Here is a 17,217-nt window from a genome sequence, read left to right as displayed (position 1 = left end):
AAACGATAAAAGGGTAAAGGTAAAGCGCGCCAATTCTACCTGAATTTAAGCTGTAACAATAAGCTTTTAAAAAGTTACTGAGTAAATAGTTATTAGATAATGATTGTTAGATAATGACTATTATCAATAAAGCGACTGCAATGATTGCACCAATTAACAGCTGATAACGCTTGGTGCTATGCTGCTCTTGCTTCTGTGTGGTCAGCAGCATTTCTGCTTGCTGCCATTGCTGAACCAGATTGGCCGCTTCTGCATGACCATTATCTGCCGCTTGCTCTAACCAGTATTTACCGCTATCTATATCTTGAGACACCCCTACTCCTTGGTAATACATCTTACTGAGTAGACGCTGAGCACGGCTGTCGTTCTTGCTAGCGGCTTGGTTGACCCAATCTACGCCAGATTTTTTTTGGTTGTCACTGTCCGCTGTCAAACCTTCACCTAACAATTCATACATGGCCAAACGTAGCATAGCCGCTGTATTACCATCTTCAGCAGCCGCTTGTAGCGTTAGAAGCGCTTGGTTCTTTGTTGCGATATGTTTATCTGAAAATATAACTTGGCGACGAGGTTTGTTCTGTTTGGCAATATGCTGCTCGAACTGATCTAATACTTTGCGTGCTTGCTGATACTGAACATCACCAGTTGGTTGTGGCACCGCTATCTCATCTAATTCTACGAGCAGTTGCGTAAACATCTCTGGCGTTGATGTATTCTTTACAGACGACGTAGGCTTGGCTACTGGTTGCGCTATTTTAGTCAGCTCGGGCTTTATTGAATTCTCAGACTCAGGAGGCACTACGCTTGTTTGCAACTCAGTTGTTACCGTATCAGGTACACCAGATGGAGCTGCGCGACTCTCACTATCAGTTACAACTACATTAGCTAGGTTATGCTCAGCTCCTATCGATACTTCCTCTGGCTTGTTAAGAGGAGCATTTAATTGGCTAGTACCGACATGCGTATTTAAATCTACGCTCGGAATGATGCTTTCAGTGATTTGATGAGTGGTTGCTTTATGCGCTGTCAATTCAGGCACTGAATGAACATCGTTGCTTAAAATAGTTGGTAGTCTAAGGCTAACCGCTTGATATAGCCCACTCTCCACTTGCCCGCCTTGTACTGCGTCAAACTGCCGATCAATATGACCAAACAGACGCAGCCCTATTGGCTCTAATGCAAAAAATAAGTGCCCTTTAACCACGCTATCATCGTAACCAACCGCCATATGCTGATAGAAGTCATCTGTGACCAATGACAACTCAGGGTAACGTTTACGCAGCTCAAACTGACCATACCAATGTGGCTTGCTTTGCCACTGCTGCGCCAATACACGACCTACATAAAACGCCAAAAACACCATAAAATTACGATAGCGTTCATCGACCAGCAGCGTCGTCTCATCCCATATACCGCTTTTAATCATATCTCGGCGCACTTGGGATAATAGCGTGTCGATACGCTGTAAACTCTCAAGCGACTCGTCTAGTGTACAAGCACGCAGCTCAGTTTCGTAGGCGATACCGCCCGCAATAGGACGCCCAGCTAAGAAATCTTGCCAGTAGCCTTCTGCAATATAGTCCAGTGGCGTTAAAGGTGATGCAGACATAGACGGATGTGACCTCTTTGCAGATAAATAAACCAAAAAAGTATAAGTTATAAAAGTGCTACGACTAAGATGATAGAACAATACTAGTAGATTACCTTACCCTAAAAATCCGAGTGCTACAATAAAGGACTGAACAAGCGCACGACATTATCAAACAAGCGTTTTGATCCGTGACGCTGTTGCCACTCATCACTATCCAAGATTCGGCAGTTTTCTAAATACACTTCTTGACAGTCCGCTACTTGGGCAACCATTTCTGGCGTATAAATCGCCAAACTGACTTCCATATTTAGATAAAAGCTGCGCATATCGATATTAACGGTGCCAAATAGACAGTAGTCATCATCGATAACTACTGTTTTTGCGTGTAGCAAACCACCTCTAAACAAGGCAATCGTTACTCCAGCATCCAACAACTCTTGATAATAAGCTTGAGAAGCATGTTGTACCAGAAATGAATCAACCTTTTCAGGAACAATAATCGTCACATCAACGCCGCGCTTAGCTGCTATCGTCAGCGCGCCTGATAGGGATTCATCAGGGACAAAATAAGGCGTGGTAATACGGATGCGCTTATTGGCACGATGAATCACGGTAACTAACGTATTGTAAATCACATGAGCCGTTAGCTGCGGTGCTGAAGGTATTAGCTGCGCTAAGACCTTGTCCACAACAGGCATCTTTGGTACGACAATCGAGGTGGCACCTACATCTGGCTGCTCATGATCATCAATCGTATCCGCCAATACCTTCACTCGGCTATTTAGATCATTGATGGTCGGATGCATCACATATAACTTACGAGTGTAGTTATTAACCCGCTGATGCAGTTCAGCAAGATTGTCATTACTTTCAGCACCGATGTCGGTAACAATTACCTTGGCCATCGCTGTATTGATACTAATCGAGTGCTGGCTAGTCGTTCGTAGTGCCACATCAATCCATTGGCCGACGTTTTTGTTTTGCTTAAAAAACCTTGGATCAACCAGATTGAAACTACCGATATAGCCAATATGTTCATCGATAACCACCATTTTACGATGGTTGCGCAAATCAGAGCGTTTAAATAATGTCTTAAACAATCCTACTGGCAATGACTGATGGACATAAACCCCTGCTTTTTCTAATTTGCGGTGCACGCTACTATTAATAAAGCTAAAGCTGCCCACACTATCAGCCAATATATGACACTCTACGCCGCGCTGAGCCGCTACAGATAGCGCCTCTATAACTTCTAGCACCTGTCCTTTTGGATAGACAATATAAAACTCCATAAGGACAATACGCTGGGCTGCATGGATATCTTCAATCAAACGTTGAAAAATAGAAGCGGGATCGGTCAATAGCTGCATTTGATGATTGGGAAATACACCAAACCCTGTCCAGCGCGTTCCTATTTGGCTAACACCGCGGTAGTTGGCTGGTAATAAGTCCTGCCCTTTGTCAAAAATCAGATGCTCACGCCTTGCCATATCATTCATCAAGATGCTGGCTTGATCTACGCGTTCACGATAGCGCCGTCCAATCATCGGCTCACCGAGCAGAATGTAAGCCACAAAACCAAATACTGGTAACGTGTAAAGCACAGCCACCCAAGCAATAGACACACCAATATTGCGCTGCACAGAAACCACGCGCAGTGTCATTACTATCATAAGTACAATATGCAGCACCAGACCTAGACCCGCTAAGTCTCCCCAGGTCCAGCTAGTAAAAGTATCTTTAATAGTAAAAGTGTTTATATTGGCCTCCATCAACCGTGTTCAACGAATAAAGCATCCATAGTATAGTAGCTTTTCACCTCTAAACAACAAATAATGATAATAAGTGTACTTTTAGAAATGCTATATAATACATGGCTTTGAGTGCTATTTTTGGTAGATCGCAAGTGCGATTTATAATTATTTTCTAAAAACATTAAAATAATATTTGACACTCAACAGTAAATCTATATAATACACACCCACAGCAACGGAGCTTAGTGACAAACTTAAGAGCTCAGTTGATGTTGAATAAATTGCCTAGCAATTGTTCGAAGGGTGATTAGCTCAGTTGGTAGAGCGTCTGCCTTACACGCAGAATGTCGGCGGTTCGAATCCGTCATCACCCACCACTTCTTAGCAAGTGGCTAAACAAGCTAAGAGACCTAAGCAGCGGTAGTTCAGTTGGTTAGAATACCGGCCTGTCACGCCGGGGGTCGCGGGTTCGAGTCCCGTCCGCTGCGCCATATTTAAAACGAATTTAAACTGTTAAGTTTAAGCAAGTTTCGCCTCAAGTATTAGTTTACTTGAGGTTTTTTTGTGTCTACATATTTTGCTTAGACATTGTTTATATAGCTACTGCGCCAGCTAACACTTCTTAACTCGCGTACAAATATTTCAGTGCTATGGACGTTGACTTATTCGGCTCACACTAGCGATTAACGCTACCATCACTACACCCATAATAATCAAAATACCAGACATCATATGCGCCGCCTCATAGTTAAGGGCCTCTACTTGCTCATATATCGCAATCGATACTACTTTAGTTTCGCCTGAGATGCTGCCGCCTATCATCAGTACAACCCCAAACTCTCCAATGGTATGAGCAAAGCTTACCAAACTACCCAAAATAATACCCACCCGCGCTTGCGGTAAAGCCACTTTCATAAAACGCCGCATACGATTGGGTTCTAAAAGATGAGCGACTTCCGTGACACTTTTCGGAATACGCAAAAACTGTGCATAGACAGGCTGTATATAAAAAGGTAACGAGTAAATGATGGAGCCAATGACCAGACCTTCAAAGGTAAAAATTAGCGGGCTAATATTATGTTCGCTCAACCATTTACCGATACCTACACTAGGACTGAGCAGTAACAATAGATAAAAACCAATCACGGTAGGTGGTAGCACCAGGGGCATCGCAATGATGCCCATGAGCAGTACTTTAAGACGTCCTATTGCTTTTATACGGCTCGGCTTAGCCAACCAATAAGCGATGGGCGTTGCAAATAGCAGTAAGCATAAGGTAGTCACGCAAGCGAGCTTGATGCTCACCCAAAATGGACTGAGCATATCTGACATAAGAGACTGGTCGATCATATAATGTCACTGCTCGTTCTATGATGAGAGGGGTTAGTCTAACGTATTACTGGACGGCCAGATAGCCTGCTTGTAAGAAGTGCTGCTGCCCTGCTTTTGAGCGCAAGTAATTGGTGAAGTCTGCTGCTGGAGCAGTGTTATTAACGATTATGCCATCTTGTAAGATAGCTGGATAAGACGCTGGCAATAAGGTAATAAACTGCTCAGGCTTGGCTTTAATCGCAACAAGCTGAGACTGTGCTACAAAACCATAGTCCACACTACCTGTATGCGCATATTGAAATGCCTGACCGATATTCTCTGACTGTATTAAGCTTTTTTGAGCATTTAACTTATCGTACATATTTTGTGATTGCAGATAGGCTTTTGCAGAGGCACCATAAGGAGCAAGGTCAGGGTTCGCAATAGCTACCTTGCTGTCCTGAGTAAAGTCAGCACTGATAAACACATCACCCAGCGACGTTGGAGTAAAATTGTTTAAAGGTTTGGTGCCACTATAGAGCGCTAATTGACCTCTGGTATACGTAAAAGGCTTGGTTAGCTTATTATCTTCGTTAATAACACTAACTAAATTTTCATCAGCCAATTTAGCAGGAAAATCTTGATTGGCAGACAAGAATATATCATACGGTGCCCCTGCTTTGATTTGCGCATATAACTTACCAGAAGAGGCATAAGTAACTTCAATATCTGAAATACTTGAAATATTTTGGGCAGATGAGCTGTTATCAGCCTGATATCTATCAATAATACGAGGTAGTACATCAGATAAGTTGGCAGCCGCAGCAATACGCAAAGTCTGGGCTGGTTCAGTGGTATCAGCAGCAAGCGTCGTATTGGCGTCTTTATCCTGCGTACAAGCATTTAGTGACAATAGCAGACAAGCAGATGCACAGACAGTAGCTAATGACTTAACCATTATTGCTGAGCCATTTAGACGAGTCGTCTTCGTAGTATTCTTGCTTCCATACAGGAATGTCCGCTTTGATAGTATCTAATATCCAGCGACAAGCATCAAATGCTGGATAACGGTGCGCTGACACTACCCCAACCCACACAGCCACGTCGCCAATTTCTAACGCACCGATACGATGTATGGCAATAGCATGCGTAATTTCAAAACGCTTTTTGGCCTCTTCTATAATGGCGCGGCCTTGATTGATGGCCAAATCCTCATAACCATAATAGGTAAGACGATCAACGCTCGTGGCATTATTATGGTTGCGCACTCGCCCTTCAAAGCAGACGAAAGCACCACAACTGTCATTGTCTAACGTACTTTTTAGTCTATCTTCATCTATAGCAATATCTAGTAGCGCAAAACCATCACGCTCAGCGATAAGGTAAGCGTCATCAGCAGTACGTTTGATGGTCATTGAATGGTCATGGACGTTGTCGGTCATTTCTATTCTCTACTTATTATATTTTCTTTGTAGCCACTGACAAAATGGACACTAGTAAATGCTTGTCTAACCACCAGCGACTGGCGTGATGAAAACCACGCTATCACCATCATTTATCTGGTCAGTCCATTTAGCAAAGTAGTCATTTACTGCAACACGTAGCTCCGACTGCGGACGGCTAAAGCGATGCTTTTGACTAAGCTGTTCGTATAGTTCAGTCAATGACGTATCTTGCTGTACGCTTACTGTCTCTTGCTGACAATTGGCCTCATCAGCCAAACTGGCAAAATACATGACATTAATATTCATTGTTGATTCGATATTAGTTGTCATATCGATAGCACTCATAAACCTCTCCATCTTATACAAGCTTCCTTGCTTAGCATTTAGCATATCTTTATTAATTGATTAATTGATTAATTGATTACGCACTCTGCAATGTTGTCACTTTAAGCATGACTGTAATCTGACTTACCACCTGTCTTTTTAACCAGATGAATGCCATCTATAACGATGTCATGCGATAGTGCTTTGGTCATATCGTAGATAGTTAAGCAGGCAACGCTAACTGCGGTTAATGCTTCCATCTCAACCCCTGTCTTATGCGTAACCTTGACCACCGCACTGACCGTGATGCTACTGAGCGCGTCGTTATATTCAAAGTTTAAACCTATCTTGTCTAGCGGTAGCGGATGGCAAAGCGGTATAAGATCATGAGTGCGTTTGGCCGCCATGATACCAGCGATATGAGCTGTTTGCGTGATGCTGCCTTTTTTGGTCATGCCATCAGCCGCTTTAATCTGCGTATAAATCTCACTGGGAAAGCGTACTTGTCCAGTAGCATTGGCTTCTCGCGTCGTTGCTGTCTTGCCACTGACATCGACCATGGTAATATCACCATCATTATCCAAGTGAGATAAAGTAGATTGCTGATTTATCTGAACGCTGTCACTCATTTATATAACCTTTCTTATGTGATATTTTTATTATTTTGGTAGAGCAGCACATGCCTGCTTAAAATCTTCAGGCGTATTGAAGTTGGTTAGATTTTGCCACTCTTTGCTAAATGGTACAGCTTTCACTAATGGTTGAATAAACTGCATTACTCTACGCTGTCTGCTGTCTATATAGTTTTTCAAATCACGCTCGATGCTTAGCTGATACAGTCCTAATAATGGATATAGGTGACTGTCATCTTTTAAGCAAATTACTTTTTTATCGGTAGCAAGGCTTATTTCACATTGTAATTTCTGCCACAAGTCAGTTGCTGGTATTAAGCTATCACAGCTAATAACCAGTAACCACGATGCTTGTACGTTTTTTGATACGCCTGAATCATTCAAATCGTTCAATGTTTGTAAGGCTGATTCGATAGCGACCAAAGCGCCGCCAGTCTTGATCTGCTCATCATGTTTATTAGAGTCAACATCAGTACCATAATCAGCAATGTGAATAACAGGCGCATTAGGTTTTTCTGAATGGACATCTAAACCAGCTTGAAAGCCGCGACCATTATCTGCAATCAATATAGGAACCTGTAACTTGCTCGCATGACGAACATGATAGTCTAGCAGCTGCTCACCTGACGGTAGCGTCAGCATCGCTTTAGCCGTTCCCATGCGCTTGGATGCCCCGCCTGCCAAGATAACCACACCTGCCAAACCATCCAGATTATTTGAGCAATCTGTTACTACGCTATTACCTTTCAGATTTGATTGTATATCACTCATAGCTCAATTATTTATAACTCAATCATGGCTAGGGTTTTGTGCCAAAAAATGCGGCACGAAATTGCACGGACGAGTACGGCTATCAAACTGATCCTTTAAAATATTTTCCCAACCCGTACGGCAAGCACCAGAAGAACCTGGTAGACAGAATATACCCGTACCATTGGCCATACCAGCAACTGCTCGCGATTGTACGGTAGACATACCGATTTCATCTTTTGAGATTAAACGGAACATTTCACCAAAACCATCGATTGATTTATCAAACAGCACACTCACCGCTTCTGGCATGCTATCTCTGATGAAGAACCCTGTGCCGCCAGTTGTAATAACCGCATGAACGTCTGGACTAGCAATCCAACCACTAATGACTGCGCGAATCTGGTAAATATCGTCGGTGATTAATTGACGATCTGCTAAATGATGACCTGCTTCGGTCAAGCTGTCTACTAAGTACTGCCCTGAAGTATCTTCTGCCAGCGTACGGCTATCAGAAACGGTCAATACAGCAATATTAAGTGGTGTAAATTGTGCAGCAGGCTTACTCATAAATAATCCTTTATAGATGTCATTTTATAATTGTATTAAAAATCCGTTGTATCAAAAAAAGCGATGTTGAAAAACGATTGCGTTGGAAAACAGTCTCTATCAGCGTCGTGATTGCAGACTCAAAATGTTTTATCCGCCGATTATCGATAGATTGTGCATAATGCCACTGTTAGAGTCATGCAAATGATGATGCTCAGGTTTGATCGGCATAAAGCTATGTAAAGTGTTTACCAGTCCTTGGATATCGTCTTGCTGTAAGTATGGACGGATATCGTAATTGCCTTGATCAAACAGACACAAATGCACCTTACCTTGGCTGCTTACACGCAAGCGGTTACAGGTATCACAGAAGTGCGCCGCATATGGGGCAATCATACCGATACGACCGACATACTCAGGGTGGCTGTACTCTACTGCTGGGCCATCGGCACTACCGCGCTCGTGCGGCTGCCAACCATTTTCTAACAAGTAATCGGTGATAATATCAGACTGAGCATGCTGAGCAAAAAACAAATCGCTATTATCACTGGTCTGCATAAATTCAATAAAGCGATAGGTTACTTGTCTGTCTTTGACATAGTCGATCGCCGTGACTAAGTTCTCAAAAGCAGTCTCCGCCATCAAGACACTATTTATTTTCAGTTTGATATCAGTCGTTTCTAACAATATATCCATGTCAGCCAATATCTGCGGCAAGGTATCAAAGCCTGTCATTTTATGAAAAGTAGCAGCATCAAAACTGTCCATACTGATATTGAGCTGATCAAGTCCAGCAGCTTGCCAGTTGGCTATATGTTTACCCAATTTATAACCGTTACTGGTCATCGCAACTGTCTCAATACCGTCAGTCTGCTTAATCGTTTCGATAATTTCGACAACATCACGACGAATAGAAGGCTCACCACCTGTAATTCTAACCTTCTTGGTACCTACTTGAGCAAAGCCGCGCACCAAGGTTGCAATTTCAGAGATACTCAGCTCATCATCAGGGCGCTTACCTTGATAGCCATTTGGCAGGCAATACTCACAGCGAAAATTACAGAAGTCAGTAATAGATAGACGCAAGTAAGTCAGACGCCGTGCAAACCCATCAGTTAGCGGCTGGTGATAGTCACTCATCTGCTCAGTAGGCACGACCAAGGAAGACCCTATGTAACCGTCAGACATTGCCGGTGCCAAGCTCGGTGAATACAGTTGCGGGCTGTCTATTTTGTGTTTGTCATCTATGTTGTCATCAATCATATGTTACTGCCATCAGTACTGCTTACTATAAGCACTACTTTGTTATTCGTGTTTAGCATACCAGTGTAAGGTTATAGGATTGCTCTCTAACTTTATGCGACCACCTTACAATAAATTGGCAAACGATGAATTAGCGATGTAGCCAAGGAAACGGTTGTACAACGACGTCATTACCAGCTGCTACGTTCCCACTGTCTTTGTCCAGTACAATAAAGCAATTGGCGCGGCTTAGCTGTTTGATTCTATGTGACTGCTGTCTTGAGAAGCACTCAACTTGATAATGACCTGTCTCATCTAGTGACAATACGCCACGCTGAAAGTCTTTGCGGCCGGGAGATTTTCTGATATCACTGATCAGTTTGGCCTTGATAGTTAGCGGCATCGGCTGCTCTGATACGCTAGCACCTGACATTTCCCACAATGCAGGAATCACAAACTGTAGCGTCCCCACAACCGTAGAGAGTGGATTGCCCGGTAGGCCAAAATACAATACTGGCTTATCGAGATTTTTATTTAACTCGCCAAATACAAAAGGCTTACCAGGTTTCATCGCCACTTTATAGTGGTTAATCTGACCTAATGTTTCGATCACAGTGGTCAAAAAATCATAGTCACCAACAGAGACACCTGCAGTAGATATCAGTACATCACAGTCCTGCATGGCCTCATTGACTGCGATAGTTGTCTGCTCTAGGTTATCAGGAATAATGCCATAATCACGAATAGTGATAGGCAGATCTGATAGCAAGCTTTTGAGCGTCGGAGTATTAGAATTATATATTTGGGCTAGACTTTGTAGCTCATTGCCAATAGCCACGAGCTCATCACCTGTTGCCAACACGCCTACGACAAGCGGTTGGAACACGTTCACTTGGCTAATACCAAAGTTAGCCAGTAAGCCAATATCGGCAGAATTAAGGCGTTTACCAATTTTTAGTACGGCTTCGCCAGACTCAATCTCTTCGCCTTGTGAGCGGATATTATTGTTAACTTTGGCCGTTTGCGTGAGCGTAATGTTATAAGGTCGAGATTTATCAACGGTCGCTTTGATATCTGCAAAATTTGTATTCTCTTGCATAATGACCGTATCACAGCAATCTGGTACGACTGCACCCGTAAAAATCCGTACCCCTTGCCCTGCCGCTGTCTCACCAGTATAAGCACTGCCAGCTTGCGACTCACCAACGATTTCGATAGTACTGTTTTCTGATAACTCACTACCTTTGGCAATCGCATAACCATCCATCGCAGATAGATTTTGCCGCGGCACATCAAAGGGTGAAGCAATATCTTGAGCCAATATATGGTTTAGGCTGCCCAGCAACTCTAGAGTGTTAACGGCTCTTTTTTGTAGTGGAAAGTCAGTAATATGATAATTATCTATCCGTTGCTGTATCGCAGCTTGTAGCTCTTCCATGGTAATCATAAGGTTACGCTCTTTCTATTGTTCTAATTATTTATAATCGAAACTGTTATTTAAAATGGTCACTAAAAACTATGAGTAAAAGTCATCGTCAAAAAACACATTATCTAGAGTCTATCATTCAAAGTATCAACTTTCTTGTATTAACCTTGTCCTGATAAGTTTTGAATAAAGCCAGATTGAACTGGTCTCAATATTTGATATTTATTGCATTGTCAATTGTGTTAAAGATGTCAGCAAAACCAGACATAGATTGAGACAAAAAAAGCACCTTGGCAAGGTGCTTTTTGTAGAACAAAGTAAATTATCGTTTGATAACTAATGGCTAATTAATAATGGCTAAGCACGATTAAAAAGAGCCGCTTTTATACAATGTATAAACACCGTCAGCCTACCTCACCATCCAGCCAATGAAGACGCACTGTTTTGAGTAATGAATCCATCTGGCGTTTGACCATTATCTGCTTGCCAGCGCTGGAATGCCATACGAGTATTGGTACCAACGATACCATCAGCGCCTTTGGTATCGTAACCCATACTAGTCAACCGACGTTGTAGGTTAGTCACTTGCGTAGTCGATAATGGACGCTCATAACGAGGCCAAGATTTTTGCAAACCGCTTTGCCCATCAATCGTTTTGCCTAGCAGACTAACGCCCAATGCATAGCTTGATGAGTTGTTATAGACTTTGATCACATCAAAGTTTGGGCTCAGCAATAATACTGGACCGTCTTTACCAGCGGGTAACCATAGCTCCATCTGAGTATTGGCATCTAAGTAAACGTCCGCTATCGTATCGACACCCATCGCCGCCCATCTAGCAGCAGGTTGTTTACTACCAACCACTGAGTAATCAAACGAGGCTGGCACAGTTGCTTCATAAAAAGGCGCTAAGCCACGAACCCAACCTGAGTTACTAAGATAGTTGGCCGTCGAGGCTAGTGCATCACCAGTAGCCCAAGGATTACGATGCCCATTGCCATCACCATCGACCCCTTGTTTGAGCCAAGTCTCAGGGATAAACTGAGTTTGTCCCATACCACCTGCCCAAGAACCGTCGAGCTGTGACCATGATACGTCACCGCGTTGTAGCAGTGTCGCTAACGATAGCAACTGCGTTTCAGCAAACTCTTGACGACGACCGTCATAAGCAAGGCTGGCAAGCGAACTTGGCAAATCACTATTGCCCGTCACAGCGCCATACGATGACTCCATACCCCATATCGCAGCGATAATCTCTGCATTAACCCCATATTGAGACTCTAGCTGAGACAAATAAGCACGCTGCTCAGCAAATTTGCGCTTTCCTACACTGACGCGCCCACTTGATACCGCAGAATCTACGTATTCCCACGGCATCTTAGAAAACTCGGGCTGACCTGAATCTAATGAGATGACTTGCTGATTTAGATAAGCAGAATCGAGCAATCGACCAATTACTTGGGCATCATAGCCTGACGATATGGCACGCATAGAAAAGTCTGACTTCCAATCAGAAAAGCTACTGTAGCTAGGCTTGGGCGCAGGCTGCGGCTTTACGACTGGCGCAGGTGTTGGTTTGACCTGAACGGTTTGGGTTTGAGTAATCTCAACGCCGCCTTGACGAACAGGCTTACTTTGCATTGCCTGCTGGCTTGTACACCCGACCATCACTAATGCTGGCATAAGGGTGAGGTATTGCTTTTTTAATCTCATAAAAAATCTCAAACATGAATAAATAAAATGGCGCACAGTGGCCAAGCTATCCGTAGCTATTATTTAAGTCTAACGCCCAAGTACGCTACGTGGGTCAATAGGATTACCATTTAAGCGAACTTGAAACTCTAAGCCTACCTCATTGGTCTGCCCACTGCTGCCCATACTGGCAATGCGTTGACCACGCTGTACTGTATCGCCCTCTTGCACCAACAACTGGCTATTGTGGGCGTAGGCTGTGATGTAGTTATCACTATGACGAATCATAATTAGATTGCCATACTCTGGCAGACCGTTGCCTGAGTAAAGCACAGTTCCTGATTGGCTGGCAAGTACTGGATCACCAACTTTGCCTGCAAACCACATTCCCATATTGCCCGCAGCAGGGTCAATATTACGAGTCACTGGATTACGCGTAGGATAATCATAACCAGAGGTCGAGTTGGCAGTGGCTTCATAAGCTGGTGTTTGAGATTGAGTCACAGGTGGCGTATAAGTTGGTTGCGTTTGAACTGGAGCACTGTAGCTATTGTTACTTGCAGTGGTTGCCGCATTGCCTTGCCATAGTTTGAGCCATTGCCCACTATAGATGGTGTATTTACTATCTAGATTGTTCATCGCTCCGATTTGACGGTAGTTCAGACGATAGCGCGCTGCAATCTGGCTGACCGTATCGCCGCGTTGTACACGGTGATAGTTAGGGACGCCTTGCGCGTTAGTAATAATCTTAGGACCTGCTTGGTTTGCTGATTGATAGGTAGGCTTCGTTGCACAGCCGACGACAGATAGAGTAGCGACTGCCATAGTACCAATCAACGCGGCTTTAACAAGGTGCGATCCAGCTATGATTTTTTTCATACAAGGTTCCTATTCTTTGTGTTGCTCATTCATTGTTTAATCATTCAAAAGATCTTAATGCCATACATCTTAATGTCATACAAAAGTCTTCTGATACTCTCATAACACGTCAGTCTTTAATAAGCCGGTATGGATTATATCTTATAGAATTTATAGCGCGAGTGTTGATAATCTATCCACCGATGCCGTTGGCGTATGATGTAGGCGTACTGGTGATAAACTGATATACCCTGCCGCTACAGCCTGATAATCTGTCATCACATCCTGCTTCGCTTGTAACGCATCGATTGATGTCTCTAGTGGTCGCTCATTTTTACCTTTTCGTAGAGACAACCAGTACGCATCTCGGCCGCGTGGATCTATCATATGGCGTACTGGCTGAGTAGCCTGCTTATGGCCTAGCGAGGTTATTTTTCGACCCTTGATATCATCAGCATGCTGCACATCAGGAATATTAACGTTTAATACATGATAGGGCAAACTTTTGAGCATCTCTAAAATTGAAGTCTCAGTAAGCAGTTTGACGATTTCATGTGCGGCCACTTGATAATCACTGGCTGATTCTTGCCCGCCGTTTTTAACACCCCCACCTACCAAAGACGTTGCTATAGCAGGAATACCAGATAGTTGCGCAGTCAATGCAGCACCGAACGTACCAGAGAACATCACATCCTGTCCCAAGTTAGCCCCTGAGTTAATGCCTGTAATCACGCAGTCAAAGTCACTATCACGATATAACTCATGCAGGGCCAAATAAACACAGTCAGCTGGTGAGCCATTTACCGCTACAAATCCAGAAGGCAGCTGATGCGTGTGCAGTGGTCTTGAGACACTCAGCGCGCTGGCATAGCCGCTTTGTTCATCGTTGGGAGCGACGACGACAACTTCGCCGATAGTCGATAATGCTTGAGATAATGCCAATAATCCTGGCGCATACACACCGTCATCATTACTAATTAAAAATCTCATTTCTACTCAGTATCTGGTTAATATTTTATTAGCTGTTTTCTACATCTGTATTTGGTAATTCTGCTATCTTGCCATATCTGTTCAAAATATGGCATAAAGATACGATGCTCATATTTAAAATGAAAACATGATACTCTAATTCTTCAACGACATGACGTCTCAGTCTAACGAAAAAGAATCATTTTGATAGCATGGGCGATTATAACTGAATAATATAAAGACACGAACCCTGTCTTTAGCAAAGTATCATGCTCTTCTTATGCTGATAATTATACGATGAAAGTAGCGTAACAAGATCTGTATAGAGCGGATGACAACCAGTAGATTAAGCATCGCGTTACAATACGCAACACCCCACAACAATACAAACCGATGTACTGATACTGAAGTAACGTCATTAGGGTATGCTACTGATATGTTGCTAAAAAATGGTTTTGGCTCACAAGATATCTACACATAAATCAATATTTTATGTGACTTTTGTTTTTTTACCGATTAACATATGACCATTAAATAAAGACGAGCGAGTGTAATACTGAATGAATAAACAATCGATATTATCTATAGCTTCTGTGATAGCAAATACTGCCTCAAAAGTTGGGATTGCAGGACTGATAACGTCTGTTGCTATGCTGTCTCAAGCTTCTAATGCTGCGAATAACTCTGGCACTACCATTCCGCTAGACATGTCTGGCATCAACATTACTAAGCATGAAATTGCGGTAATGCAGGTACTATCAGAGATATGCCCACCAATGCTAAATGGTAAGCAAAAACAGCGGTTTTATAAGTCGTACACTGTACAGCTGCATGAGCTAATGCCTTCTCTAGAAGATCCAAAAGCGGCTATTCAATACTTATCTACACAGCAAGACTATCGCCAGATATTACAAGGTATTCGTAGTTGGACGATGGGATTCTCAAAGCAAGAAAACAAAGCACTATGTGAAGATTTGGCAAACGCGGACTATTAGACAACTAGCTAGTTTGATTCAGCGGCTAGCGTCTTCTGCTTAACTTGTTAATAACAATATTTGTATCAATGATAATAAAATAAAAGCTATGTACTCTTTATAACATCGGTTAAGCAAAGTTTATCAACTGGTTGTCTAGGTATCTGTAGCTTCAAAGCTTGCTGTCACTTTACTTGTTATTCACAAGCAGTGCAGCAGGCTTTTTTGTGAGCGTTAAATTTTTATTACAGAGACTGGTCAGATGATAGTCAGAACAAATATATGATAGGTCTTCATTTTTCTTTTCAAACTTGCCTTATTTTTGCATTTATCGATTCCCCATCGGTAGTCATTTTGCTAAGATAAGGCGTTAATTTTATGTCTATTGTGTAGGCGTTACTATTTTCGTCGATACATTATTTTAAACACTGCATTTAAGACATGCTGCTTAAAATAATGTATGGAAATAGGTACAAAACATGAGCGATAAATACATTTGGTTCCATGATGCGGTGTAATGATATATGACAGTAAAGCGTGTAAAAAATCAGCTGGTACAGCTGGTAGTTGGTGTAAGTATCTCGATGAGTGCAGTAGTGGCAAACGCAGCCATTCAACCACCTGAAATGGACAATACTGCCTATGTGTTGATAGACTATAACACTGGCGAAATTTTGGCTCAAAAGAACGCCAATGAGGCGCTGCCGCCAGCATCTCTGACTAAGATGATGACCAGTTATATCATTGAGCAACGCTTAGCATCAGGCGACCTGAAAGAAGATGAACAGGTATTGATGAGTCCAAATGCATGGTGCCGTGGTAGCAGCAGCCAATCTTGTATGTATGTGCCTGTGAACAAAACTGCCAGCGTCATCGATATGCTACGCGGTATTATCATTCAATCAGGTAATGATGCATCAAAAGCCATGGCTGAACATATTGCTGGCAGTGAAGCCTCGTTTGCAATCTTGATGAACGAACAAGCGCAAAAAATTGGCATGGAGAACTCTAACTTTGTCAATGCTACTGGTATGCCTGATGAGGGTCATTTAGCGTCTGCTTTGGATTTGTCTAAACTTGCTCGCGCTATTATCAAAAATAGCGGCGACTACTATAGTATCTACGCAGAAAAAGAGTTTACTTATAACGGTATTACCCAAGGTAACCGTAATGCTCTGCTGATTACAGACCCAACTGTTGATGGCCTAAAAACGGGCCACACTGATGCAGCAGGCTACTGCTTGGTTGCATCAAGCAACCGTGAAGGCATGCGCCTAATCTCTGTCATTATGGGTACCAAGAGCCAACAGGCTCGCGCCGATCAGTCACGCGAACTACTTAACTGGGGTTTTGGGCACTTTACAACGGTTACTAAGGCGCCTGCTGGACAGTTCGTTAGCAAGCTTCCAGTATGGTTTGGAGAAGCTGACGAGGTAGAACTGGCAACTGGCGACAACTTGCAAATTCTAACCAGCAAAACCCAGAAAAATAAAATCACTACAGTGGTCGATATTCCTGAGAGCTTAGAAGCACCGATTAAAAAAGGTCAGGAAGTTGGTAAAATGATGGCTGTAATCGATGGTAAAGCGGTAGCCTCAGTTCCAATTATCGCAACCAATGATATCGAACAGTCAGGCTTTATGAGCCGTACGTGGGAACATATCGTACGCTGGGTAAAAAATCTTTTCTAAGAGAATCCT

Annotated in this window: 16 protein-coding genes and 2 tRNA genes; 4 read left to right on the top strand and 14 right to left on the bottom strand. The window is 42.9% G+C overall.

The window, feature by feature from the left end:
• Positions 1-106 precede the first annotated feature (106 nt).
• Together V6252_RS00465 and V6252_RS00460 are read right to left on the bottom strand one after the other, a co-directional pair.
• Positions 107-1,609 carry a tetratricopeptide repeat protein gene (locus V6252_RS00465; RefSeq protein ID WP_341608863.1) on the bottom strand — a complete coding sequence of 501 codons (1,503 nt, stop codon included), beginning with the start codon at positions 1,607-1,609 and terminating at the stop codon, positions 107-109.
• A gap of 116 nt (positions 1,610-1,725) precedes the next feature.
• The gene (locus V6252_RS00460) at positions 1,726-3,363 is read right to left on the bottom strand and encodes a cardiolipin synthase (RefSeq protein WP_341608862.1); all 1,638 of its coding nucleotides are present in this window, start codon (positions 3,361-3,363) and stop codon (positions 1,726-1,728) included.
• A gap of 283 nt (positions 3,364-3,646) precedes the next feature.
• Here V6252_RS00460 and V6252_RS00455 point away from each other — a divergent pair.
• Together V6252_RS00455 and V6252_RS00450 are read left to right on the top strand one after the other, a co-directional pair.
• Positions 3,647-3,722: transfer RNA gene (locus V6252_RS00455), tRNA-Val, on the top strand.
• Positions 3,723-3,759: 37 nt separating this feature from the next.
• A tRNA-Asp gene (locus V6252_RS00450) sits at positions 3,760-3,836 on the top strand.
• Positions 3,837-3,993: 157 nt separating this feature from the next.
• Here the strand turns inward: V6252_RS00450 and modB are convergent.
• The 12 genes from modB to surE form a co-directional block, all read right to left on the bottom strand.
• Complete coding sequence (modB, locus tag V6252_RS00445) at positions 3,994-4,695, bottom strand: molybdate ABC transporter permease subunit (protein ID WP_341608861.1); 702 nt, start codon at positions 4,693-4,695, stop codon at positions 3,994-3,996.
• A 46-nt stretch (positions 4,696-4,741) separates the two neighbouring features.
• Entirely contained in the window at positions 4,742-5,614 is an 873-nt protein-coding gene (gene modA / locus V6252_RS00440; protein ID WP_341608860.1) for a molybdate ABC transporter substrate-binding protein, read from the bottom strand.
• Positions 5,607-6,098, bottom strand: coding sequence for a molybdenum cofactor biosynthesis protein MoaE (locus V6252_RS00435; protein WP_290164838.1), 492 nt, complete (start codon positions 6,096-6,098; stop codon positions 5,607-5,609). The genes modA and V6252_RS00435 overlap by 8 nt, the downstream gene beginning before the upstream one ends.
• 66 nt (positions 6,099-6,164) lie before the next feature.
• Positions 6,165-6,446, bottom strand: coding sequence for a MoaD/ThiS family protein (locus V6252_RS00430; protein ID WP_057759069.1), 282 nt, complete (start codon positions 6,444-6,446; stop codon positions 6,165-6,167).
• A 101-nt stretch (positions 6,447-6,547) separates the two neighbouring features.
• On the bottom strand, positions 6,548-7,054 hold the full coding sequence (gene moaC / locus V6252_RS00425; protein WP_341608859.1) for a cyclic pyranopterin monophosphate synthase MoaC: 507 nt from the start codon (positions 7,052-7,054) through the stop codon (positions 6,548-6,550).
• A 30-nt stretch (positions 7,055-7,084) separates the two neighbouring features.
• Entirely contained in the window at positions 7,085-7,828 is a 744-nt protein-coding gene (gene mobA / locus V6252_RS00420) for a molybdenum cofactor guanylyltransferase (protein ID WP_341608858.1), read from the bottom strand.
• Between the two features lie 18 nt (positions 7,829-7,846).
• Positions 7,847-8,377 carry a molybdenum cofactor biosynthesis protein B gene (moaB, locus tag V6252_RS00415; protein WP_102078147.1) on the bottom strand — a complete coding sequence of 177 codons (531 nt, stop codon included), beginning with the start codon at positions 8,375-8,377 and terminating at the stop codon, positions 7,847-7,849.
• A gap of 129 nt (positions 8,378-8,506) precedes the next feature.
• A complete protein-coding gene (moaA, locus tag V6252_RS00410) occupies positions 8,507-9,544 on the bottom strand; it encodes a GTP 3',8-cyclase MoaA (RefSeq protein WP_425355838.1) in 1,038 nt (345 codons plus the stop codon).
• Positions 9,545-9,749: 205 nt separating this feature from the next.
• The gene (gene glp / locus V6252_RS00405) at positions 9,750-11,045 is read right to left on the bottom strand and encodes a gephyrin-like molybdotransferase Glp (protein ID WP_341608856.1); all 1,296 of its coding nucleotides are present in this window, start codon (positions 11,043-11,045) and stop codon (positions 9,750-9,752) included.
• A gap of 393 nt (positions 11,046-11,438) precedes the next feature.
• On the bottom strand, positions 11,439-12,737 hold the full coding sequence (locus V6252_RS00400) for a lytic murein transglycosylase (RefSeq protein ID WP_296207450.1): 1,299 nt from the start codon (positions 12,735-12,737) through the stop codon (positions 11,439-11,441).
• Between the two features lie 69 nt (positions 12,738-12,806).
• Positions 12,807-13,595, bottom strand: a complete 789-nt coding sequence (locus tag V6252_RS00395; RefSeq protein ID WP_057759055.1) for a peptidoglycan DD-metalloendopeptidase family protein — start codon at positions 13,593-13,595, stop codon at positions 12,807-12,809.
• A 150-nt stretch (positions 13,596-13,745) separates the two neighbouring features.
• The gene (gene surE / locus V6252_RS00390; protein ID WP_341608855.1) at positions 13,746-14,564 is read right to left on the bottom strand and encodes a 5'/3'-nucleotidase SurE; all 819 of its coding nucleotides are present in this window, start codon (positions 14,562-14,564) and stop codon (positions 13,746-13,748) included.
• 539 nt (positions 14,565-15,103) lie between these two features.
• Here surE and V6252_RS00385 point away from each other — a divergent pair.
• The gene (locus tag V6252_RS00385) at positions 15,104-15,538 is read left to right on the top strand and encodes an MCR_0457 family protein (RefSeq protein WP_057759051.1); all 435 of its coding nucleotides are present in this window, start codon (positions 15,104-15,106) and stop codon (positions 15,536-15,538) included.
• A gap of 503 nt (positions 15,539-16,041) precedes the next feature.
• On the top strand, positions 16,042-17,208 hold the full coding sequence (locus tag V6252_RS00380; protein WP_341608854.1) for a D-alanyl-D-alanine carboxypeptidase family protein: 1,167 nt from the start codon (positions 16,042-16,044) through the stop codon (positions 17,206-17,208).
• Positions 17,209-17,217 lie beyond the last annotated feature (9 nt).

Source organism: Psychrobacter proteolyticus (genome assembly GCF_038155145.1).
Taxonomy (GTDB): Bacteria; Pseudomonadota; Gammaproteobacteria; order Pseudomonadales; family Moraxellaceae; genus Psychrobacter; species Psychrobacter proteolyticus_B.
The sequence above is the reverse complement of the archived record's forward strand: the minus strand, read 5'-3'. Positions and strand labels throughout refer to the sequence as shown.

Excerpts from the sequence above, each read along its gene's own strand:
- V6252_RS00465 (WP_341608863.1), bottom strand. The coding sequence starts at position 1,609 with ATGTCTGCATCACCTTTAACGCCACTGGACTATATTGCAGAAGGCTAC.
- V6252_RS00460 (WP_341608862.1), bottom strand. The coding sequence starts at position 3,363 with ATGGAGGCCAATATAAACACTTTTACTATTAAAGATACTTTTACTAGC.
- modB (WP_341608861.1), bottom strand. The coding sequence starts at position 4,695 with ATGATCGACCAGTCTCTTATGTCAGATATGCTCAGTCCATTTTGGGTG.
- modA (WP_341608860.1), bottom strand. The coding sequence starts at position 5,614 with ATGGTTAAGTCATTAGCTACTGTCTGTGCATCTGCTTGTCTGCTATTG.
- V6252_RS00435 (WP_290164838.1), bottom strand. The coding sequence starts at position 6,098 with ATGACCGACAACGTCCATGACCATTCAATGACCATCAAACGTACTGCT.
- V6252_RS00430 (WP_057759069.1), bottom strand. The coding sequence starts at position 6,446 with ATGAGTGCTATCGATATGACAACTAATATCGAATCAACAATGAATATT.
- moaC (WP_341608859.1), bottom strand. The coding sequence starts at position 7,054 with ATGAGTGACAGCGTTCAGATAAATCAGCAATCTACTTTATCTCACTTG.
- mobA (WP_341608858.1), bottom strand. The coding sequence starts at position 7,828 with ATGAGTGATATACAATCAAATCTGAAAGGTAATAGCGTAGTAACAGAT.
- moaB (WP_102078147.1), bottom strand. The coding sequence starts at position 8,377 with ATGAGTAAGCCTGCTGCACAATTTACACCACTTAATATTGCTGTATTG.
- moaA (WP_425355838.1), bottom strand. The coding sequence starts at position 9,544 with ATGTCTGACGGTTACATAGGGTCTTCCTTGGTCGTGCCTACTGAGCAG.
- glp (WP_341608856.1), bottom strand. The coding sequence starts at position 11,045 with ATGATTACCATGGAAGAGCTACAAGCTGCGATACAGCAACGGATAGAT.
- V6252_RS00400 (WP_296207450.1), bottom strand. The coding sequence starts at position 12,737 with ATGAGATTAAAAAAGCAATACCTCACCCTTATGCCAGCATTAGTGATG.
- V6252_RS00395 (WP_057759055.1), bottom strand. The coding sequence starts at position 13,595 with ATGAAAAAAATCATAGCTGGATCGCACCTTGTTAAAGCCGCGTTGATT.
- surE (WP_341608855.1), bottom strand. The coding sequence starts at position 14,564 with ATGAGATTTTTAATTAGTAATGATGACGGTGTGTATGCGCCAGGATTA.
- V6252_RS00385 (WP_057759051.1), top strand. The coding sequence starts at position 15,104 with ATGAATAAACAATCGATATTATCTATAGCTTCTGTGATAGCAAATACT.
- V6252_RS00380 (WP_341608854.1), top strand. The coding sequence starts at position 16,042 with ATGACAGTAAAGCGTGTAAAAAATCAGCTGGTACAGCTGGTAGTTGGT.